This window comes from Nostoc sp. KVJ3 (assembly GCF_026127265.1).
Classification (GTDB): Bacteria; Cyanobacteriota; Cyanobacteriia; order Cyanobacteriales; family Nostocaceae; genus Nostoc.
The window spans coordinates 1377308-1401055 of record NZ_WWFG01000001.1; the positions used below are offsets into that span (position 1 = coordinate 1377308).

Annotated in this window: 10 protein-coding genes; 7 read left to right on the top strand and 3 right to left on the bottom strand. The window is 42.1% G+C overall.

Annotated features, from left to right (window positions below):
• Nucleotides 1-6 precede the first annotated feature (6 nt).
• On the bottom strand, nucleotides 7-1815 hold the full coding sequence (locus tag GTQ43_RS05665; RefSeq protein WP_265271411.1) for an ABC transporter ATP-binding protein: 1809 nt from the start codon (nucleotides 1813-1815) through the stop codon (nucleotides 7-9).
• A gap of 1138 nt (nucleotides 1816-2953) precedes the next feature.
• Between GTQ43_RS05665 and GTQ43_RS05670 the strand changes: the two genes are divergently transcribed.
• Entirely contained in the window at nucleotides 2954-4642 is a 1689-nt protein-coding gene (locus GTQ43_RS05670; RefSeq protein WP_265271412.1) for a SulP family inorganic anion transporter, read from the top strand.
• A 323-nt stretch (nucleotides 4643-4965) separates the two neighbouring features.
• On the opposite strand, the gene GTQ43_RS05675 is transcribed toward GTQ43_RS05670, so the two are convergent.
• On the bottom strand, nucleotides 4966-12078 hold the full coding sequence (locus GTQ43_RS05675) for an AAA family ATPase (protein ID WP_265271414.1): 7113 nt from the start codon (nucleotides 12076-12078) through the stop codon (nucleotides 4966-4968).
• A 183-nt stretch (nucleotides 12079-12261) separates the two neighbouring features.
• Here GTQ43_RS05675 and GTQ43_RS05680 point away from each other — a divergent pair, with 183 nt between their 5' ends.
• The 4 genes from GTQ43_RS05680 (at nucleotide 12262) to GTQ43_RS05695 (ending at nucleotide 18290) form a co-directional block, all read left to right on the top strand.
• A complete protein-coding gene (locus GTQ43_RS05680) occupies nucleotides 12262-13002 on the top strand; it encodes a cytochrome c biogenesis protein CcdA (protein ID WP_265271416.1) in 741 nt (246 codons plus the stop codon).
• 30 nt (nucleotides 13003-13032) lie between these two features.
• Nucleotides 13033-14430 (top strand): cytochrome c biogenesis protein, encoded by a 1398-nt coding sequence (locus GTQ43_RS05685; protein ID WP_265271418.1) that lies wholly within the window; start codon nucleotides 13033-13035, stop codon nucleotides 14428-14430.
• Nucleotides 14431-14513: 83 nt separating this feature from the next.
• Nucleotides 14514-15608 (top strand): phosphate ABC transporter substrate-binding protein PstS, encoded by a 1095-nt coding sequence (gene pstS / locus GTQ43_RS05690; protein ID WP_265271421.1) that lies wholly within the window; start codon nucleotides 14514-14516, stop codon nucleotides 15606-15608.
• An 870-nt stretch (nucleotides 15609-16478) separates the two neighbouring features.
• Entirely contained in the window at nucleotides 16479-18290 is a 1812-nt protein-coding gene (locus tag GTQ43_RS05695) for a ShlB/FhaC/HecB family hemolysin secretion/activation protein (RefSeq protein ID WP_265271423.1), read from the top strand.
• Between the two features lie 261 nt (nucleotides 18291-18551).
• Here the strand turns inward: GTQ43_RS05695 and GTQ43_RS05700 are convergent, their stop codons facing one another.
• On the bottom strand, nucleotides 18552-18686 hold the full coding sequence (locus GTQ43_RS05700; protein WP_265271424.1) for a hypothetical protein: 135 nt from the start codon (nucleotides 18684-18686) through the stop codon (nucleotides 18552-18554).
• 34 nt (nucleotides 18687-18720) lie between these two features.
• Between GTQ43_RS05700 and GTQ43_RS05705 the strand changes: the two genes are divergently transcribed.
• Nucleotides 18721-21192 carry an S-layer family protein gene (locus GTQ43_RS05705; RefSeq protein ID WP_265271426.1) on the top strand — a complete coding sequence of 824 codons (2472 nt, stop codon included), beginning with the start codon at nucleotides 18721-18723 and terminating at the stop codon, nucleotides 21190-21192.
• A 79-nt stretch (nucleotides 21193-21271) separates the two neighbouring features.
• Nucleotides 21272-23725 carry an S-layer family protein gene (locus GTQ43_RS05710; protein WP_265271428.1) on the top strand — a complete coding sequence of 818 codons (2454 nt, stop codon included), beginning with the start codon at nucleotides 21272-21274 and terminating at the stop codon, nucleotides 23723-23725.
• Nucleotides 23726-23748 lie beyond the last annotated feature (23 nt).

Sequence of the window (23748 nt, forward strand, 5' to 3'; positions counted from 1 at the left end):
CGAAATTCATCTCAAACCAGACTGTACGCGCCAGAGACTAGAATAAATCCCATCTTTCTCCAGCAATTGCTCGTGGGTTCCCGACTCTACTAATTTCCCATGTTCCATGACATAAATGCAATCGGCATTGCGGATAGTGGAAAGACGATGAGCGATCGCAATTGTAGTTCTATCGACTGTAATCCGTTCTAGCGATCGCTGGATTGCCGCTTCTGTCTCATTATCCACTGCTGAGGTTGCTTCATCTAAAATCAGAATGGGGGGATTCTTCAAGACTGCGCGAGCGATCGCAATCCGTTGTCTTTGTCCACCAGATAACTTTTGTCCTCTTTCCCCCACAATTGTCTTATAACCTTCGGGCAATTCAATAATAAATTCGTGCGCTTCGGCAATCTTCGCCGCCGTGATAATTTCTTGCTCTGTAGTCTCAAAGCTGCCATAGGCAATATTCTCTGCTACAGTGCCATGAAATAAAAAGACATCTTGACTTACTAAACCAATACAGCGACGCAAATCTTGTAAATTTAAACTTTGTAAGTCAATACCATCAAGAGTAATACTTCCTGTTTGCACTTCATACAACCGCAACAAAAGTTTGACTAAAGTGCTTTTACCAGAACCCGTTGAACCGACAATTGCAATGGTTTTACCCGCCGGAATATCCAAAGACAGATTTTTAATTACTGGAAATCTATCTTTATAGGCAAAATAAACATTTTTAAATTGCACTTCGCCGCGCACTTCATCCACAGGTAACACGACATCACCGGTATGAATGGCGATAGGAGTATCTAACAAATTCATGACTCGATTAGTAGAAGCCATTGCCCGTTGATATTGGTCAAAAGTTTCGCCTAACCTTGTTAAAGGCCACAGCAAACGCTGGATTAAAAATACTAATACGCTGTAAGTACCTACAGACATTTTTCCCGAAACTGCTGCCATTCCACCATATAAAAGTAATGCTGTAAAACCAACCAAAATCAGCATCCGAATTAACGGTACAAAAGCAGCAGAAAGAGTAATTGCTTTGGCATTACTGCGGCGATAAGCGTCACTATCTAATTCTAAACGAGAGGCTTCATAAGTTTCAGCAGTGAAACTTTTAATAGTAGTTATTCCACTGATATTGTTTGACAAACGCGAGTTAAGAAAACCTACCTTTTCTCGGACATCAGCGTAGCGAGGTGCAAGCAGTCGTTGGTAAGCAAAAGAACCCCAAAGAATAAACGGCATGGGAGACAAAGCCATCCACGCGACGCTAGGAGCCAAAATAAAGAAAGCTGCGCCAATAATTAGAACAGTTGCGGAAACTTGGATGATATCATTGGCTCCCCCATCCAAAAACCGTTCTAATTGGTTAATATCATCACTGAGGATAGACATTAAACCGCCAGTACTGCGTTCTTCAAAATAAGCCAATTCCAACTCTTGCAAATGTTTATAGGCATCCAAACGCAAGTCATGCTGAATATTCTGAGCCAAATTCCGCCAAAGTCGAGCGTAGGCGTACTCAAAAACAGATTCTAGTATCCAAATGATGACGGTGAGGAAGGAAATAATCAAAAATTGTGTAAAGACATCGCGTACCCCTAACTGGGCAATTATGGAATCCTGCTGTTTGACTACTACATCCACCGCCACGCCAATTAAGCCGGGTGGTGCTAAGTCAAAAAATTTATTGAGGATGGAATAAAAAGTCGCTAGCCAAATTTGTTTACGATACTGATGTCCATACTCAAGCAAACGCTGGAGAGGATACGTTGAACGTTTACGCTTTCTTGATACTTGATGAGATTTTAATCCAGTAGCCACGGCTTTTTGCGGTTTCGTGCAGTTGATATTACCACAAAACTCTGTTCTGAGTCTTGAGTCTGAAGATGAAAGACTTAATTTTAGACAGAGCGGTTGATGATGTGCTTAGAAAGTATTTATAAAGTAAAAATAAATTCTTGTAGGGTGTGTTAAGCGCATATTTCGATATAATTTGTCGCGAGAAATACAATATGAGCGCCTAACGCACCGTGTTATATAACGGTGCGTTAGAGGATGTTGGAAAAGTCCTATTGTTTGTAGCAAAAAGTTTTAGATCCCCCTAAATCTCCCGATAAATTGGGGGACTTTAACTCCGGTTCCCCCCTTTTAAGCTATCGTGTATACACAAGTTATCAAATCACAACCAGTCTGTCGAATTACCCCACCCTAACCCTCCCCTTATAAAGGGGAGGGAACTAGATTTCTTGTTTCCCCCCTTTATAAGGGGGGATTAAAGGGGTAATTCTGAGATACAAGGGTAAAACAAACTTGTGTATGCACCGTAGCCTTTTTAAGGGGGGTTAGGGGGGATCAATAGGTGCTTAAAATCACAGCTAACTACTTTTCAAACAACCTCTTAGGCTAAAGCCGTAACACACCCTACTTTTTGATTTACTTTATAAATGGTTTCTTAAACCAGTAATTTATAAAAGGATAAAACCGATCAAAATTAGGACTTACGCAAAATTGTCTCAAAAACCTGATTTGTCGTAGCAAATTAAGCTTGGCAATCCCCTGCAATGTCAATGCGTTGCTTTACATTGTCAATGCATCGCCTTGCATTGTTAACGCATCGCCTTGCATTGTGAATGCATCGTCTTGCATTGTGAATGCATCGCTTTGCATTGTTAACGCGTTGGGTTGCATTGTGAATGTTACGGGATTACGAGATGTTTTTTTATTGGAAAATCTCTATTAGGACTTACGCAAAAGGACACGCTGTAGGGGCAATTCATGAATTGCCACTATATTGTTTGCGTAAGTCCTACTAATGATAATTATAATCTTGACTTTTTTCAGAGATGTCTATAATAAAGGGGTTTTTACCCGTAGGCTCTATAAAGCTTCTGATATATGCTTAATTGCCCGTATATCATAGTGTGCAACAACAAATTGTGTATAAGAGTTAAAACTGAATATGTCAATCTCTAATATCCTCAAAGAACCACAGCTTTTACGTCTGAATCGCTGGTTTAGTGGACTGCGTGGCGATTTGACAGGAGGACTAACAGCAGCAGTAGTAGCATTACCTTTGGCTTTAGCTTTTGCAGTAGCCAGTGGTGTCGAACCAAAGGCGGGACTTTATACCGCTATTGTGGCGGGAATTGTGGCGGCAATTTTTGGTGGTTCGCCGGTACAGATTACAGGGCCAACAGGGGCAATGGCTGTAGTTTTGGTGGGAATTGTCGCTAAGTATGGCCTTGAGAAAGTTTGGATTGCTGGGGTGATGGCTGGGATTATCCAGATTGCCTTGGGGGTTGCCAAACTTGGACAATTAGTAAAGTTTATTCCCTATCCAGTGACGGCAGGGTTTACTAATGGTATTGCCGTAATTATATTTTGTGGTCAATTAAATAATTTCTTTGGTTTACGAATACCACGTAGCGAACACTTTTTGCCAGGACTTTGGCAAAGTTTAACTCATGTAGAAGCTCTAAATTGGGCTGCTGTTGGGTTGGCAATTGTGGTGATGGCAGCCAATATTTTATGGCCGAGGATAAATACAACAATACCAGGTTCTTTGGTGGGGTTGGTTTTGGCAACGGGGATAGCAACTTATTTTCATCTGGATGTACCGACAATTGGCAGCATTCCGCAATCTTTACCGATGCCCCAAGGTATTCCCCACTGGAATGATTTTAGTGTGATTCGAGAACTGATTAATCCGGCTTTGGCTTTGGCGGCACTAGGAAGTATTGAATCGTTACTGTCGGCAGTTGTAGCTGATGGGATGACAGTGAGCGAAAAACACAATAGCGATCGCGAACTAATTGGTCAAGGATTAGCTAACATTATTGTGCCATTTTTTGGCGGTATTCCGGCAACAGGTGCGATCGCTCGGACTGCTGTTAATGTCCGTTCTGGTGGCAAAACCCGATTATCTGGGGTAATTCACGGCGTTGCTTTAGCTATTATTGTTTTAACTTTAGCACCCCTAGCTGCACAGATTCCTTTAGCGGCACTGGCTGGGATTTTAATGGTAGTTAGCGTGCGGATGATTGAGTGGGAAGCCATTGGTTTATTGATGCGTGCTACCTACTCCGACTTTGCGGTGATGATTCTCACCTGGCTAGTAACAATCTTGTTTGATTTAGTTCTCGCTGTAGAAGTAGGATTGATTGCAGCCGGCGCATTGTTCATCAAACGGATGAGCGATTTAAGCCTAGTTAAAATACCTGAAACTGAAGTATTTCCACCCGGTACTCCTCTGGAATTAGGTAAAGAAATTGCGGTTTATCGGGTAGATGGCCCGGTATTTTTTGGTGCTGCTGAACGCTTTGCAACCTTCCTCCGCGATGAACCAGAAGTTAAGTATTTAATTCTGCGATTGCGGTTTGTGCCAAATATGGACACAACTGGATTAGTAGCTTTAGAGGATATCTACCACGACTTGGAACGGCACAATTGCCGCTTAATTCTTACAGGTTTACAACCCGAAGTCAAACAACTATTAGAACGCACAGGATTGTTAGAAACAATTGGATTATCAAATTGTTTTGAAACAACGACAGATGCGATTTGCTCTATCTCTCCTCAAATTCGAGAATGTTCTCAACCTATAGCGGCTGATTTGAAAACAAAAGAGTTGATGGAATTAAATGACTGAGAATACTTTGCCCTCTTAGAGGATGTTTTAAAAGTGGTTGGCTGTAATTTTAGGTACTTGTTGATCCCCCTAATCCCCCTTAAAAAGGGGGGAACCGGAATCAAAGTCCCCCTTTTTAAGGGGAGTCACTGCGTTGGGCGGGTTCCCCGACTTGAAGCACGTGGCGTGGATTTAGGGGGATCTAAAACTTTTTGCTACCGACCAGAGGACTTTTAAAACATTCTCTTAGGAGAGAGGTTAAAACTGTACCTCATGCTTGTCGAGAACCACTATAACAAAGGGTTTTAACTTGAACATAAGCGTATAGGGGCTGGAGCCGCTGACTAAAAACTTTTAATTAATGAGCCGATCGCCTTTACCAATTCTTCAGGATCTACAGGTTTGGAAATATGCTGTTGAAATCCAGCAGCGATCGCTTGCTGATAATCCAGTTCGCCAGCATAAGCAGTTAAGGCGATCGCGGGAATTGTCCCACCTTGCTCTGGTTTGAGACTTCTAATCTGTCGCATTAGCATATAACCATCCATTTCTGGCATCCCGATATCGCTAATAATCAAATTTGGTTGGGATTGACTCAGGGCAGTTAAAGCTGCAATGGCTGAGGCTACGGTAGTGATAGTTGCACCATATTGCTTCAGCATGAAAGGCAAAAACTCTCGCATATCTGCATCATCATCTACCACGAGAATCTTTAAGCCAAACAAGGGTAAAGACTGATTTCTCTGAATTGAGGAGTTATTTTTTGTATCTTTGATTCCTTTGCTTTCATTCTCTAAGTAGGGAAATCTAACGATGAAAGTTGCTCCTTGTGCTTCGCCCAGACTTTCTGCTTGCACAGTTCCCCCGTGAAGTTCTACAAGATGCCGGACGATCGCTAATCCTAAACCTAAACCGCCAAATTTTCGAGTTGTAGCACCATCTGCTTGCCGGAAATAATCAAAGACATAAGGTAAAAATTCCGGTGCAATCCCTTTCCCGGTGTCAGTTATGCGAATTTGTACCTGTGAGCCAACCTGCTCTAATTTAATTTTTACCTGTCCCCCAGTAGGAGTAAACTTAATGGCATTGGAAAGGATATTCCAAATGACTTGTTGTAATCGATTGCCATCGCCTAAAACTAGCCCAACACCAGATGCAAAAATTGTCTGAATCTCGATGGACTTAGCCTGTGCTGATAAACGCACTGTTTCGATCGCAGCTTCAATAACTGATACCAAATTAATCTGCCCGAAATTGAGATTAAGTTTACCTTGGAGGATACGGGAAACATCAAGCAAATCTTCAATCAATTGGGTTTGTAACTTAGCATTGCGCTCAATGGTTTCGAGGGCGCGATCGGTTGTTGCTCGATCGAGTTTGCGGGTTCGCATCAGTTTTGCCCAACCCAGAATCGGGTTGAGCGGTGTTCGCAATTCATGGGAGAGGACGGCTAAAAATTCATCTTTGATGCGATTTGCTGATTCAGCAGCGTTTCGCGCCGTTAGTTCGGCTTCGTAAAGGTGGGCGCGAGCGATCGCTTGGGCGCATTGTTGAGCAACAGCCAAGATAAATGCTTGATCTTCTCCATTAAGTTCTTGAAGTTTACAAAACCCTACAGTTATCCCTCCAAATGCCAAACCCTCCACCATCAATGGAATAGAAATCCAGGCATCAATTTCATATTGGGCGTAAGCTTCAGCTAGATGAGGGTAACGAGCTATTCTCTTTTGTTTCGATTCAGCCCAAATAGGTTGTCCAGTTCGCACAGCTTCAGCTAAAGGCGAAGGTGAATCAATGGGAAAATACCGCCAAGCTTCTACCAAATCTTGGTTATATCCAACCGCCCGCACAATTTCTAGTTCAGCTTTATTTTCATTTAGCAAGGCGACGAGGGCACAACTGGCTCCTAAAGCAGCCATACTTTGCTCTACAATGACTTCAGATACTTGGATTGGTGTCAGCGATTCTGAAAGAGCAGATGTGATCGATTGCAGACGGGCAATGCGCTCCAGAGCTATTTCTGCTGTTTTTTGGGCTTGCTGTGCTTCTTGGTAAAGGCGAGCATTATCGATGGCGATCGCGGCTCGGTGGGCAACATCTTCGGCTAGTGATAAGTCAGCCGTGCTGTAACGACGTTTTGATTCCGCAGTAAAAAAGGAAATTGCCCCAAAAATTTTTTCACGTGCCATTAGGGGGAAAAGTATACAGGACTTTAAACCAATTTCACGTATAATTCTTAGATGTTCTGAATTTGGGATGCCTTCTACTAGAGCAGCATCTGAAATTTCAGTTACCATTTCAGCAAGTCCAGTACGCAATACTTTTGGCACACCTGTAGGTTCATCCAACTTTCTCGGATAATACTGATGAAGTTGCCAACCGAGTTTAACTTTCTCTGGATCTCGGTGGGCAACTGCTACCCGATTAATAGATTGGTTGTCTTGTAGCAGATCAACGCTGCACCAATCGGCGAAGTAAGGTACAACCAAGTTCGCCACACTTGCTAACGTCCTTTCGTAATCGAAGGAAGAAGCAAGGGTTGCACTGACTTGAGCTAAAAACGCTGCTCGTTGCCGATCGGCTTCTGCTTCCAGGCGGGCGGTTTGCTCTTGAATTAGTTGGATACGTTCGGCTTCAGCTTGTTTGCGATCTGTGATATCAAGCACAACACCACTCATGTATGTGGCTTTATCTGCTTCGTTGAAAAAGGCTTTTCCCCGACAGGCTAAGTAGCGGATACTACCGTCATCCCAAATAATTCGATATTCTAAATTATGCTCTACGCCTTCGTTAATCGCTTGACTCAATGATTGAGCCAGCAATGGGCTATCATCTGGATGCAGACGAGCTAAAATTGCTTTTGAGGTTGGAACAAAGGTTTCCGGTGTTAACCCAAATAGTTGATAAACCTGCTCATCCCAGTCAAAGCGATCGTTGGCGATATCCCAACTCCAAACACCGATTTTACCAGATTTTAATGCCAGGTTCAGCTGTTCTTGGCTATTTTCTAAACCTTGATAAAGACGAGCATTTTCTAGAGAAATAGCAATTTGAACTGTCAAAATCTTCAGTACAGAAAGTTTTTCCTGCGTAAAAGCACTGGGAATAAGATTATTTTCTAAGTATAGAATACCAAGTAATTTCGACTGGCGTGCGATCGCTAAACAAAGTACAGATTTAGGTTGTTTTTGGATTATATACTCATCCCCCGAAAACAGATTTTGCTCAGTGGCATTTTGCAAAATCACTGTTTCTTGAGTTCGCTGAACGTAATTTAGCATTGATTGCGGAATAACTTGGGAAATTTCGCCCTCAAATACGGTTCGAGAAACATTGAGCTTTTCCGCTTGGAGATTAACTTTAGCTTCTACTTCAATTACCAAATTTTGCTCATGTTCAAGCAACAAATAACCGATTTCTGCTCCTGCTTGTTCGATAACAATCTGCATTAATGTCTTCAACAACCGCGAAAGCACAATTTCGCTAGATATAGTTTGAGACGCTTTAAGTACTGATAAAAAGTCTAAATGTTCGCCTGTGCTGAAAAACGTTTCTTTAGAGACAAGCTGTTGTTGTGGCAATAGCTGAGGATAAGATTCTTCGAGATGCTTAACTTTAGCAGATGCTTCCCAACGCAGATATGCGTTTTTAGCTTCTTGCAAGTAGGTTTTACCAATTAATTCAAACTCTCGCTCCAAGTAAAATTTAGCACCTAACTCATTAGCCAAAGCTTCATATTGCACAAATCCCTGCTCTCTAGCTGAAGCAATTGATTGCTCATACAAGCGCATTGCTTCCAAATCTCGACCTTGAATTTGAGCTATTTCAGCAGCTACTAATTGAGACTTATGTAAGAAGTTTTCAGGGCAGTGATTAGCCCAGTATTGCAATTTTTGCTGATGGGATTCTAGGGTTTGCAAAAATTTTTCTTGCTCTTGAAAAGATACTTTTGGATAAAGAGCAGTTAGAGTCAATGAGTAATATAAGATATAATCTGTTTCAATGGGTAATGCCAGTGTTGTAACGGGAAACGTGGATATTTTTAATGCACAATTGAGTGCTTCCACATCCTGTCTATAGGTAAAAAAGATAATTAATTTAATAATATAATAAAAAATAATTCCACTAACAAAACCTGCATCTGTAATAATAGATAAAGCATATAATTCATCAAATTCATCATTACTTAAAGTTAGATTTTGGTGAGTGAGTCCGCGCAGATTCATCAGTAGCATCTGCTGTAGTCTGATTGTCTGATAAACAGCCTCATGCTTAGACTGGCGAGCAAATACAACGTATTTTTCTAGAGATTTATATGTATCTGAAAGTGGAGAGCCTAATTGAATAATTTGCCATGAGCCTTGATAGCCATTGTAGTTTGCCATCGTTATATCACCTGCTTCCACACAGCCAATAAATCCCCGTTCTAAAAAGGGAATATCAGTAGCAATATGGTTACGCCAAACGTTAATATGGCTTCCATGAATGTGTAGAACAACTCCTCTAAGTTTCAAGTCATGTAACTTTTCATTTAATTTAATTGCCATCTCCGAAAATGCATAGCCTGTAGGAATATCATGGAAGATGGAAACCAACAACATGGCGTACATACTATAAGCAAAACAAGAATCTTCCGTATTCCCAAACTTGAGTGAGTAGTTAACTGCTTTAAGTACGACTAAGGGAAAGAGATGAGGTCTACCAAGATAAGTAGGCGGGCCTAAAGTCGTTAACAAACTAATTACTATTTTAATATTGGGGTCTTCGATTACTAAAGCATTAATTAAATCAGAGACTTGTCTATTATTTAGATTAGTTAATATCTGTTTTTTTTCAATTGCGATCAGCGCTTCGCTGCTGCGCTTCGCTATCGCAGCTTGCACTTCCTCGTTTGGATCGGGAAATGTCACCCCAAAAAGTTTTAAAGCTTCTAATCCCAATATCAGCGCCTCTTCATACCTACCTGCAACTTGATATAGTCTGATTTGCAGCATATAAATATTGGCTTTGTCAATATGAGATTCTGCTTTAATGAATAGTAATTTAAATAATTCTTCCGCTTGTTCTAAATTTCCTGTTAAGAATTCACACTCAGCTAATTCTCTAAATAAAGTAAATGTTTGTTCATATTGTTCAATCCAGGCATCCTCAACTAAAAGATTCATGGCAACGCTAAAAAATCTTTTAGCAAGAGTATAGGCTGTAGATGCTTTTGCCTTCTTACCAGCAATTAAATTCAATCTTACCAATTCATCTTTTTCTGTCTGTTCAATAATCAAATTAACCGCAAGATTGAGTTGATTAACTAAATCAAAAACTTGCTCATTTACTTGTTCATAACTAGCATTTTTCAGTAAAATTCTCCCAATTGTCAGGTGAACTAACGACTTTGATTCATCAGCAATTAAAGCATAAGCAGCCTGTTGAACTCGATCGTGATAGAAACGATAGTTTTTCTGGGCACTTTCATCTGACTCTATCGGGATAATTAATCCTCTTAAAATCGCTTCAACAAGGGCATTTGCTGTTTCTTCAATAGATTGTTCACCAACAATTGCTAAAACTTCTAAATCAAAGCGATTCCCAATACAAGAGGCTAATTTAAGCACCTGTTGAGTTGCTGCTGGCAGTTTTTGGATCCGCCCAATTATCAAACTGACAATATTATCTGTAATGCCTTGAGTTTCAATCTGAGCAAGATCCCATTGCCAGATTCGATGCTGGCGATCAAAATTCAGCAGATTTTCTTGATGTAATGTTTTCAAAAATTCATTGGCAAAAAAAGGATTTCCATCAGTTTTTTGAATAATCAATTGAGCCAGAGATTCTACTCGTTCTGCTGAAGTATGTAATGTATCAGCAATCAACTGATTTACATAAACAAGATTCAAGGGAGTAAGGAGAATCTCAGTTATTCTTGCTCCAGACTGGCAAATCTTCTCCATCATCAAAGTCAAGGGATGGACAACATCTATTTCATTATCTCGATAGGCCAAAATGAAGCAGAGATAATGGATACTAGACCCAGTAATGACGGTTTGAATTAAATTTAAAGTAGCGCTGTCTGCCCACTGCATATCATCTAAAAAAACAGTGAGTGGATGCTCTTTTTGAGCAAAGACGTTGATAAAATTTTGAAATATCAAATTGAATCTGTTTTGAGATTCAGCAGGGCCCAACTCTGGTATAGGTGGCTGTTCGCCAACGATTAATTCAACTTCTGGAATTACATTGGCAATTAATCTACCATTGTTTCCTAATGCTGCTTGGATTCGGGTTTTCCAATTAGCAAGTTGCTCTTCCGGCTCAGTTAAAATTTGTCTAACAAGTGTTTGAAAAGCTTGAACAATGGTGGAGTAAGGAATATCTCGTTTGTACTGATCGAATTTACCAGAGATAAAAACCCCGCGTTGTCGCACAATTGGTTTGTGAATCTCCTTTACTAAAAAAGATTTACCAACCCCAGCATAGCCAGAGACGAGGACGATTTCTGGTTTTCCTTGGCTAACAACTCGCTCAAATGCTTGGAGAAGCTTGGCAATTTCTGGTTCTCTCCCATACAATTTTTGAGGAATTTGAAAGCGTTCTGAGATATCTTGCTCACCCAAAACAAAGGATTGAATTTTTCCAGTTGTCTCTAATTGTTTTAAGCATAGTTCCAAATCAAATTGTAAACCTAAAGCGCTCTGATACCTCTGTTCTGCAACTTTCGACAGCAATTTGATGATGATGTCACAAAGCATTTGGGGAATATCAGAGTCTAGCTTTTTTGGGGAAGGCGGAGATTTGGCAATATGACAATGTACCCACTCTAAGGGATCTTTGCCTTGAAATGGTAGCTGACCTGTCAGCATCTCATAAAAGGTAACTCCCAGTGAATAGAAATCACTGCGATAGTCAATTCCTCGATTCATCCGCCTGGTTTGCTCCGGTGATATATATGGTAGGCTGCCCTCAATGCTACTGGAACTGCTAACCATTTGCTGCTGGTAGGGAATGAAAGCAGCAATTCCAAAATCGGCAATTTTAACCTGATTAGTTTCGAGGTTAATTAAAATATTTTGTGGCTTAATATCTTTATGAACAATATGATGATCGTGAATTTGTGCAAGTCTACTGGTGATTTCAATAGCAATTTTTAAGAACGCAATAGGTTCTTGAAATTGGTCTAGTAACTGGTCGAGCGATCGCGCCTCAAAATCCTCCATAATTAAATAAGGGATTCCCTGGTGCATCTCTAAGGCGTATACCTTGACTGCGGCGGCGATATTTAACCTTTGAGCGATCGCATACTCATGTTTTAGTTGTTCAATATTATTGGGTGTACACTGTTCTGGATGCAGCCCTTTGATAATTACCGGACATTGTTCTTTAACCTTGATTCCCTTGTATATGACTGCTTTTACCCCTGCTTTTAACAAAGTGACAATTTTAAATCCGGGTAATGCAATCATCATGCCAAAATACTCCAGCCGTGTTTCTTCAGGGATAATCCGAGCTTACTTGTATTTTAGATACATTTCCTGGGGCAGATGAAATTTAGATGATATTTAGGTTCAGATCGTCACTTCTGCTGACTCTATATATAAAAATAAGCTAAAATTCAAGCAGAGTAAGCATTTCCCGCTCATAAACTCCCCATGTTTGATAACCTGCAAACCCAAATCTACCAATTAGAACAATTTGCCAACAGCCTCGTTTCTAACCAACTGACACACCTTAGCGTGGTAAGCGTTGGGATCATCTTTGCGGCTGGCTTGCTCACCAGTCTTACACCTTGTATGCTTTCTATGCTGCCAATTACTATTGGTTATATCGGCGGTTATGAAGCCAAAAACCGCTTGCAAGCAGCTGCCCAATCAACTTGGTTTGCTTTCGGATTAGCAACTACATTAGCCGCAATGGGTATTATAGCAGCTTTTGTGGGAAAAGTCTACGGTCAAGTGGGAATTGGTTTGCCGATTATTGTCAGCATTATCGCCATTCTCATGGGGCTGAACTTACTAGAAGCGCTACCTCTGCAATTTCCATCCTTGGGTGAAACAAATTGGATTTCGCCAGATTTACCAGCAGGATTGCGTTCTTATTTGCTGGGGCTAACTTTTGGCTTAGTCGCATCCCCTTGTAGCACGCCTGTTTTAGCCAGCTTGTTGAGTTGGATTGCCAGTACACAAGACTTAGTTTTAGGTGCTGTTTTGCTCCTTTCTTACACAGCCGGTTATGTAGCACCATTGATTTTGGCGGGTACTTTTACAGCTTCAATTAAAAAGTTACTAGAATTGCGTCGCTGGTCTGGTTGGATTAACCCAGTTAGCGGGGCCCTGTTGGTAGGATTCGGTGTATTTTCCTTAATTTCTCGGATTCCCCTCGGCAGTTTTTAATATCAATACCTTTGTTAAATTTTACACCTAATGACTTTAGAAGATTCAACGTCTCAAGAATTAAAATGGTGGGCAGTGCCTGGGAAGTTCCTTCGGCAGGAGCTTTTGCCCGTACTAACCAACTTAAAATTAGCGATCGCACTCCTGCTATTGATTGCAATCTTTAGCTCTACCGGTACTGTCATCGAGCAAGGTCAGTCACCCGCATTTTATCAGGCTAATTACCCAGAACATCCAGCTTTATTTGGTTTCTTAACTTGGAAGGTAATTCAGATAGTTGGGTTAGACCACGTATATCGTACCTGGTGGTTTCTGGCATTACTCATCTTATTTGGCACTAGCTTAACTGCTTGTTCTTTTACCCGGCAGTTACCAGCCTTAAAAACTGCCCAACGCTGGAAATATTATGAAGAACCACGGCAATTTCAAAAATTAGCTTTAAGTGCAGAACTAGATAATGGTTCCCTGGATTCTCTCAGCCAACTATTACAGAAACGCCGTTATAAAATTTTTCCAAATCAAGAAAAAGAAAATCTCCTTTATGCCCGCAAAGGAATAGTCGGACGCATCGGCCCAATTATCGTTCATATTGGCATTGTAGCTATTCTGCTAGGGGGAATTTGGGGGGCGATGACTGGGTTTCTAGCACAGGAAATGGTGGCTAGTGGCGATACATTTCAAGTCACAAATATTGTAGATGCTGGCCCTTTGGCAGCCAAAGTCCCGAAAGATTGGTCTGTGCGAGTAAATCGTTTTTGGATTGACTACACTCCATCTGGCGGCATCGATCAATTTTATTCAGATATGTCTGTCTTAAATCAGCAGGGAGAGGAAATTGACCACAAGAAGATTTTTGTTAACGAGCCTCTGCGCTATCATGGCATAACTTTCTATCAAACTGATTGGGGAATCGCAGGTGTTCGCGTCCAATTTAACAACAGCCCGATTTTTCAATTACCAATGGCGCAATTGAACACCAACGGACAAGGGCGCATTTGGGGAACATGGGTTCCTACGAAACCGGATTTGAGTGAAGGTGTTTCTTTGCTAGCGAAAGACTTGCAAGGGATGGTATTAATTTACGATCCGACTGGCAAACTCATTGATACTGTCCGCGCAGGGATGTCCACCCAAGTCAATGGCGTAAAACTGAAAATTCTGGATATCATTGGCAGCACCGGCTTACAAATTAAAGCCGATCCAGGCATCCCAATTGTTTACTCAGGATTTGGATTGCTAATGCTGGGTGTGGTGATGAGTTATTTTTCTCATTCACAAATCTGGGCATTACAAAAAGGCGATCGCTTATATGTTGGTGGTAAAACTAATCGCGCCCAAGTTGCCTTTGAACAAGAGGTTTTAGAGATATTAGATCGGCTGACTTCACAGCCAAAAACTGAAGAGAAAGAGACAGCCATTGAAGTTTAAATATAAAGGAACGCAGAGGATTACTTTGCGTTTCAAAGTTATTTCCTCGTTTTACCATCTACAGATTGGAAAATTATTGAACATTGGAACTAAAGTTTTGTATATCTGCTCAACCTCAATCTAAGCGCCGGGTTTGGCTTCTACCCGCGATCGCTATGTTGTTGAGTATCGTTTCTTGTACTGCCGATAATAAAAAAATTAAGCATATTTCTCTTGTTGGTGCTGGCGCAAGTTTTCCCGCACCTTTATACGAACGCTGGCTTTCAGATTACAATCAGCAAAATCCCAATGTGCAAATTAACTATCAAGCGATAGGAAGCAGCGCTGGAATACAACAGCTAATTGAAGGTACTGTGGACTTTGCAGCTAGTGATGTGGGAATTACAAGTGAACAAGCAGCTAAGATAAAAAAGGGAGTAATTGCTTTACCCATGACTGCTGGTTCCATAGTCCTAGCTTACAACCTCGCGCCAGCCCCCCAGTCACCTCAAGTCAATCTACCAACAAGTTTAAAGCTATCACGCCAAGTTTACGTAGATATCTTTCTGGGAAAAATTACGAACTGGAATCATCCAAGAATAGCTGTAGCTAACCCAGGAGTAAATTTACCCAATCTACCGATTCAGGTTGTACACCGAACTGATGGTAGTGGAACTACAAGTATGTTAACACAACATCTAAGTGCTATAAGTCCAGAATGGAAAAGCCAAGTTGGAGCCGGTAAAGCTGTAGCCTGGCCAGTGGGAATTGCTGGAAAAGGTAATGAAGGTGTTACCGCCTTAATTCAACAAATCCCAGGAGCTATTGGCTATGTAGAATATATCTACGCCAAACAAAATAAACTTCCTATGGCTGCCTTGGAAAACAAATTTGGTAATTATATTACACCGACACCAACATCTGTAGCTAAAACATTAGAGTCAGTGAAATTACCCGCCGATAACTTGATTGCTTTTATCAACGATCCTACGGGTTCCCAGTCTTATCCCATCGTTACTTACAGCTGGTTTTTAACTTATCAAGTATATCCAAACCGAGTCAAAGGTGAAGCACTGAAAAAATTTATTGATTGGGCTTTGATTGATGGGCAAAAATCTAGTTTGGAACTCGGATATATTCCTTTATCTAAAAAAGTTGTGCTTCAAGTACAATCTGCCGCAAATAAAATTGCAGAATAACTAGTTTTTAGTTTAGCTCGTGTGCGCTTATAGCGTTTCTCGTTTGAGTGATATCATGTCCGGGTAATTAGTTATGATTCCCACAGTCATTGCACCCCACCCCTTAATCCCCTCCCCTTAGTAACTACGGTGTACACACAAGTCCTTCTGACCCCCTCTAACTCCCCCTTGGCAAGGGGGAGAACCGGATATTTCACCCTAATACATCGGGGGGATTAAGGGGGGTAAATCCAGGATTTGGGCTTCATTACCAAGATGTGTGTACACCGTAGCCTTAGTAAGGGGAGAGGAGACAAAGATTCAATATTTCACACCCTTTTTATCATATTTTTTGCTATCAAAGCAAATTTAAATTTTAGAATTAAAGTTTAGCGATCGCTGACGTAACCGTTCAAGGCAAAAGTAAAAAGTTAAAAGGCACTCATAAAGAAAGAAAAAGAAAATGGTTTGAGAGCAACTAAATTTATTTATGGAACGAAGTAAAACATTTGTTACTCGCGCTACGTGTCTGGTAACAATACGTCCTTAATCATTTCCCCTGAATTTATTTATGGGGATTTTCTTTTTACTTTTTAAATACAGCACTCTGATAAAAAGCAGTATTTACTCTGATGATAGCTGTAAAAAAGACAGCCATCATAATTATTGATGCATCACTCCTTACACCAAAGTATCGGGGATGAAGTAAATAAATGTGCGGAAAGAATCATTAGAATTGAGGAGTCAGAATCAAGACGTTAGCGGACTCGCTACCGTTATACTATCCGCTTATTCAGTGAGAATACTTAACTTAATTCTCGCCAGAGAAAACAGGTAACTTCTCTAGCTTTGCTCCTGACTCCTGAATTCTTTTTTGGTAAATTAAGGAGAATGGTTTCAGTGAAGCAAGTCGTTATTGAAAACTCTATTATTAATCTAGTCTTTTCAACACAACAAATATTAAACAAACCTCTCAGTATTATCTCTGAACTGCGACCTCTGGCATTTGGCTTTGTTCTGGCAACAGTATTGTGCAATTATCAGCAAGCGAAGGCCCAAACTGCTAATCCTCAGACCTTACCGCCTGGTCGATTAGAAGAACTTCCAATGACTCCCTTACCTGCGGATGTATTGCCAAAGCCATCAGAAAATAATCAATTGCTCCCTTTACCAACAATACCAGATCGGTCAATTCTCGGACAGGATGAATCTAATACTAAATTTCGGGTCGATCGCATTGAAGTAGTTGGTAGTACAGTTTTCAACCCAGAACAGTTTGCAGCTATTACAAACCCCTATGTAGTAAGAGAACTGACATTTGCAGAATTATTGGAAATCAAAAATGCGATTACCAAGCTCTACACTGATAACGGTTATGTTACTACAGGGGCATTGATTACACCGCAGACAATAGAAGCTGGGACAATCAAAATTCAGGTGATTGAGGGCAGTCTGCAAGAAATCAAAATTATTGGTAACAGACGATTACGTAGTCAATACATTCGCGATCGCATCCAACTTGGTGCTGCCAAGCCTTTAAATGTACCACGCCTCCTAGAAAAACTACAATTACTCCGCCTCGATCCGCGGATTCAAAACCTGTCAGCCGAGTTGCAGACAGGCGTACATCCCGGAAGCAATGTATTGCAAGTTGAGGTTCAAGAAGCAAACACCTTTAAGCTGACAGCAAGCCTGGATAATGGGCGATCGCCCAGTGTCGGCAGTTTTCGCCGGGGGATAGATTTGCAAGAAGCCAATTTATTAGGCTTTGGCGATACCTTAAGCGTGGGATATACCAATACCGATGGCAGTAATACAATTAATCTTAATTACGCATTACCAATTAATGCCCACAATGGCACTGTATCCTTTGGCTTTAGCCAAGGATGGAACCACGTCATTGAAAAACCATTCAGCGTTCTTGATATTCAGTCAGATTCCCGATCTTATGAATTAAGCTATCAGCAACCACTGGTGCAAAAACCAACCCAAGAGTTGGCCGTCGGGCTGTCATTTTCGCGCCAAGAAAGCCAAACTGAGTTGGGTATTGATAACATTGGGCCCTTTCGACTCTCCCCAGGTGCAGACGCGAACGGAAAAACCAATATTTCAGCTTTGCGCTTTTTTCAAGAATATACCCAACGAAGTAACCAATATGTATTTGCGGCGCGATCGCAATTCAGCTTTGGCGTAGATTGGTTTGGTGCTAATGTCAGTAATAATGAACCAGATAGCCGCTTTTTTGCATGGCGAGGACAAGCGCAGTGGGTGCGACAATTAGCACCAGACACTCTATTTTTAGCCAGAGGCGATTTCCAATTAGCAGCAGATTCTTTAGTGCCCTTGGAGCAATTTGGGCTTGGTGGACAGCTAAGTGTCCGGGGCTATCGCCAAGACGTATTACTCACAGATAATGGCCTGTTATTTTCGGCAGAATTTCGAGTCCCCATTGTCCGCGCTGATAAAATTGGCGGGGTACTGCAACTGACACCCTTTGTTGATGTGGGTAAAGGCTGGAACGTTAAGGGCGAAAATCCATCACCGAGTACGCTTGTTAGTACTGGGTTAGGGCTGTTGTGGAAACAGGGTGATGACTTATCAGCCCGCCTAGATTGGGGCATTCCTCTAATATCGGTAGATGGTGAAAAGCGATCGCTCCAAGAAAATGGGTTGTACTTCTCGGTGCGCTATTCGCCATTTTGAGAAAAACGATTGGTTGAAAACTATACCCTTTTGGGAATCTTCAAATACAAAGTATAAATAAAAGCTTGGCTATGAATGCGACCTCTACTTGCTTAGTTCAATAGTGCCGTTGATGGTAATGTTACCTTGGAGCGGCTCTGCTAAAGCTCAGGTAACTCCCGATGGCAGTTTAGACATCTCCAGAAATTAAATATGCGTTATGCATAACCCTTGTAGAGACGCGAAATTTCGCGTCTCTACATTCTTTTTCGGAGATGTCTTTTAAAGACTACTGTTTCCCAAACTGGCAATAACTTCACCATTACCAACGGCGATCGAGTTGGCAACAACCATTAACCTGTGCTGCTGTTCCCAAAATTTAATGATGCGATTAATCATGCCCGGAACGGGAACCATAACTTGAAATCAGAAGAAGAGGAAGTTTTTAGTGATGAAAGCCGTAGCTTTGATATTTATATTAATAAGTGGATTCTTAACTCCAGGGATAATGCGATCGGCTTTAGCTCAGGTAACATCCGATGGCACTACAAATACTATTGTCAACCAAAACGGTAATAACTTTAATATTCTTAATGGAATTGAAAAAGGTAATAATTTATTTCACAGTTTCACTAATTTTTCTGTACCTGTGGGTGGTACGGCAAGCTTTGATTTAGGGAATACACCAAATATTACAACTATATTTAGTCGGGTTACAGGTGGAAATATTTCTGATATTCAGGGATTAATTCAAACTCTCAACAGTAATCATCCTGTGAGTTTGTTTTTAATGAATCCGGCAGGGATTGTGTTTGGTAAAGATGCTTCATTGAATATTGGCGGCTCATTTATCGGCACGACGGCAAGTAGTATTAAGTTTGCCGATGGGACAGAGTTTAGTGCCTTAAATCCAACAGCAAAGCCGTTGCTGACGATGAGTGTACCCATCGGCTTACAGATGGGGCAAAATCCGGGAGATATTACCGTGCAAGGAAATGGACATCACCTGACCAGCGGATCTTTTACTCCCGCAGATCGCAGCCAGAATCCCAGTGGGTTAGAAGTCGGGGCTGGTAATACACTGGCGCTGATCGGGGGTACAGTTAACTTCACTGGTGGCATTGCAGCCGTTAATGGTGGCGGGCATTTGGAAATAGGCAGTGTCAGCGATGGGCAAATCAGACTCAATCCCACGCTGGTGGGGTGGGTGGGGGACTACTCAGGGGTGCGACAGTTCAACGATATCTATCTCGCCCAGCGATCGCTGTTAGATGCCAGTGGTAGCAGCGGCTCGATCCAATTACAAGGACGGAATATCAACTTCACCGAGGGTTCGGTAGCCTTGATCCAAAACCTTGGTACACAACCGTCTGGGGGGATTACAGTCAATGCCACCCAGACCCTTAACCTGACGGGGAATACACCTGATGGAAGACAGGGCAGCCTCATCGAAATCGACAACTTAGGAACGAGTCAGACGGGCGATATTACTATCTCCGCCGCCCAGCTATCCCTCCAAAATGGTGGACAAATCAATAATCGGACGTTTGCTCAAGCACCTGGTGGAAATATAAAAATCAATGTTGCCGGCTTAACCAATATCGATGGCTTTGCTCCGGCCAACCCAGGCAATGGGTCGTCGTTGATAACAAGCACAGTTAGCTCCGCCAACGCTGGAAATATTACGGTCTCAACCAGCAACCTGAGCATTCTCAATGGTGGCACTTTGGTCTCTACAACCTTCGGATCTGGACAGGCTGGAACGTTACGAGTCAATGCACAAGACTTAATAGAAATCGCCGGTAACAACTCCATTACATTGTCACCAAGTGCCTTAGCTTCATCGACTATTAGCTCTGGAAATACCCAGAACACGTTCATCAACACGTCCAGATTAGTGATTCGAGATGGTGGCTTGCTAGGGTCTGGCACCGCTGCTATGGGTTCAGCTGGTAGCGTGACAATTAATGCTTCAAAGTCCGTCGATATCGAGGGTAGATCTGCCGGATCGATCCTACCTAGCAGCATTTCTTCCAGCGCCCAGATTCTCGATCCAGCCACTCAAGCTGCCTTTGGACTTCCTGCCATTCCCACGGGGAACGCTGGTTCCCTAACCATTAACACACCATCATTAAGTATCACAGATGGGGCTTATGTGACCGTCCAAAATGATGGGCCAGGTAGAGCAGGAGATTTGCAAATTAACGCCAACTCTATTTTTCTTGATAATCAAGGCAGCATCACCGCCTCAACCGCCTCTGGAAACGGGGGCAATGTCAAATTAAACTTGCAAGATTATCTCCTAATGCGTCACAATAGCCTGATTTCTGCCACTGCTGCGGGCAACGGTAATGGTGGTAACTTATTAATTAACGCACCAGTAATTGTTGGGTTAGAAAACAGCGACATTGTTGCCAATGCAGTTCAAGGAAATGGTGGCAATATTGAAATCACGACTCAGGGAATTATTGGCTTAGAATATCGTCCTCAACTTACTCCAAATAGTGACATCACCGCCAGTTCTCAATTTGGGGTCAATGGTACAGTGCAAATTAACAACATCGGCGTAGACCCCAGTTCCGGTTTAGTCGAATTGCCCGTAGAATTGACAGACCCATCACAGCAAATTGCCACAGGCTGCGCGGGCAATCAAGGCAGCCGCTTTGTCGCAACGGGGAGGGGTGGTGTGCCGCAAAATCCAACGCAGGAAGTCAGGAGCGATCGCCCTTGGTCTGATGTCCGCAATCTGAATGCATACCACCAAACTGACACAATCACAGCACAAATTCCAACATCCCCAGAAACCATTGTCCAAGCTACTTCTTGGCATCGTAATGCTAACGGCAAAGTTGAGTTAGTTGCAAATAAATACTCTGCTCAGGTGCAACAATTATTAACTTGTGCTGCTATTTCTAAAAATTAATTACAACTCTTAATAATGTTATTAATAATACCATTTATGGGAAAACTAAATTTTATGGAGTATAAAAGGTAACTGACTGATGGGTGTGACCTCTGCTTGGTTGAGTTTAATTAGTGGACTATTGACAGGTGCAATGTGGTCTGGTTTTGCCGATGCCCAAGTCACTCTCGACGGAACCCTCAACACCACCGTCTCCCAAAATGGTAATAACTTCACTATTACTAATGGGAATCGTGTTGGTAACAATCTTTTCCACAGCTTTAACCAATTCTCGATTCCTAGTAACGGCTCTGCATTCTTTAATAATGCCTCAGATATCCAAAATATTTTCAGTCGGGTAACAGGGGGAAATATTTCCAGCATTGATGGTTTAATTAAGGCAAATGGTAGCGCCAATTTATTCCTACTCAATCCCACTGGGATCGTGTTTGGTCTAAATGCCAAACTTGATATTGGTGGTTCATTTTTAGGTAGCACAGCGTCAAGTATCAAATTTGCCGATGGAACAGAGTTTAGTGTCGCAAATCCTACGACTTCGCCATTGTTAACGATGAGTGTGCCGATCGGTTTACAAATGGGTCAAGCTTCTGGAGCTATTACCGTACAAGGGACAGGACATACGTTGACAATTTTAGATAGTTTGGGAGCTACCCCGTTTGTGCAGCCGACTCATCCCGGCTTACAAGTTAAGCCAGGTAAGACTCTGGCATTGGTCGGGAGTGATGTTACGCTCAAAAATGGAGTTTTAGGAGCCGTTCAGGGACGGTTAGAAGTTGGTAGTGTAGCTAACGGGGTTGTGAGTCTGGATACCACAACTCCAAGCTGGGGATTGGGCTATGCAGACATTAGTGGGTTTGGGGATGTGCGACTGATGGGGCGATCGCTGTTGGATGTCAGTGGCATTAATGCAGGTTCAATACAGGTGCAAGGGCGACAAATCACTCTGCAAGATGGGTCAGTGTTGCTGTCGCAAAACCAGGGTTTGCGGACAGGCGGCGAGATCCGAGTCAATGCCTCACAGGGATTACAAGTGAGCGGCACTACAACTAATGGGATAATTCGCAGTGGTATTAATAGTGAAACTCTTGGTTCTGGCGCAGGTGGCAAGATCGTAATTACGACTCCCATCCTGCAAGTGCAGCAAGGGGGCAACATCGGAGCAAGAACTTTTAAGCAAGGGGTGGGTGGCGATATTCAGATTGCGGCAAGTCTGCTGCAAGTGCAAGGAGTTTCTGCTATTAATCCAGTCCAGGCTAGTAGCATTGCAGCTACTACCTTCGGGGTTGCCAATAGCGGAAATGTTACTGTAACTACCAAAGATTTGCAGCTATTCGATGGTGCAACCGTAGCAACTAGCACCTTTGGAATAGGCACAAGTGGACAAATTAGTGTAACATCTGACACTATTAATATTAGTCGTGTAAGTCCGCTCGGCGCTCCCTCTGCTTTAGGCACTACGAGTTTTGGCAATGGCAATTCAGGCAGATTAACCATTAACACCCGTACCCTGACTCTGCTTGATGGTGGCGCACTGCCAGCAAATGCTTACGCGAAAGGCAATGCAGGTAACATCATTGTAAATGCTTCTGAATCCATCGAAGTAAATGGCTTTACGGATATACTCCAAGATCGTAACCGCAGCACCATTAACTCTTCAGTGCAGATTCCCTCGCTCATTTTTCGCCAGCTATTAAAACTCTCTGATTTACCTAGTGGTATGGCAGGAACAGTAGAGATTAATACCCCAAATCTGACCTTGGCTAACGAAGGTGCAATAATAGTCAAAAATGTAGGTACAGGACAGGGCGGCGTTCTGATGATTACCGCGGATAAAATTCGACTTAGCCAAAATAGTCGATTATCAGCTGAAACAGTCTCAGGAACAGGTGGTTACATTAATCTACAAACAAACTTGTTAACGCTACGGCAAGGTAGTAGAATTTTCGCCAACGCAGACAATCAAGGTGATGGTGGCAACATTAAAATCAATGCACCAATTATTCTGGGTTTAGAGAATAGCGATATTATTGCCAATGCAATAAAAGGAAAGGGTGGCAATATTCAAATCACGACTCAGGGAATTATTGGGCTGAAATATCGTCCTCAACTGACTCCTGAAAACGATATCACTGCCAGTTCTCAATTTGGTGTCAACGGTACGGTTCAAGTTAATAACATTGGTATCGATCCCAATTCTGGATTAGTAGAATTACCAGCAAATGTTACCGATCCATCGCAGCAAATAGCCAGTAGTTGTTCTGCAAATCAAGGCAGCCGCTTTGTCGCAACGGGGAGGGGTGGTGTGCCGCAAAATCCAACGCAGGAAGTGAGGAGCGATCGCCCTTGGTCTGATGTCCGCAATCTGAATGCATACCGACAAACTGGTAATATTACGACTCAAATGCCAATATCTCCAGATATCCTAATTCAAGCTACTTCCTGGCATCGCAATGCTAACGGCAAAGTTGAGTTAGTAGTAAATCAACCAACCCAGATACAAACATCTTTAACCTGTGCTGCGGTTTCAAACTAAATAGTGACGATCGTAACTATCAC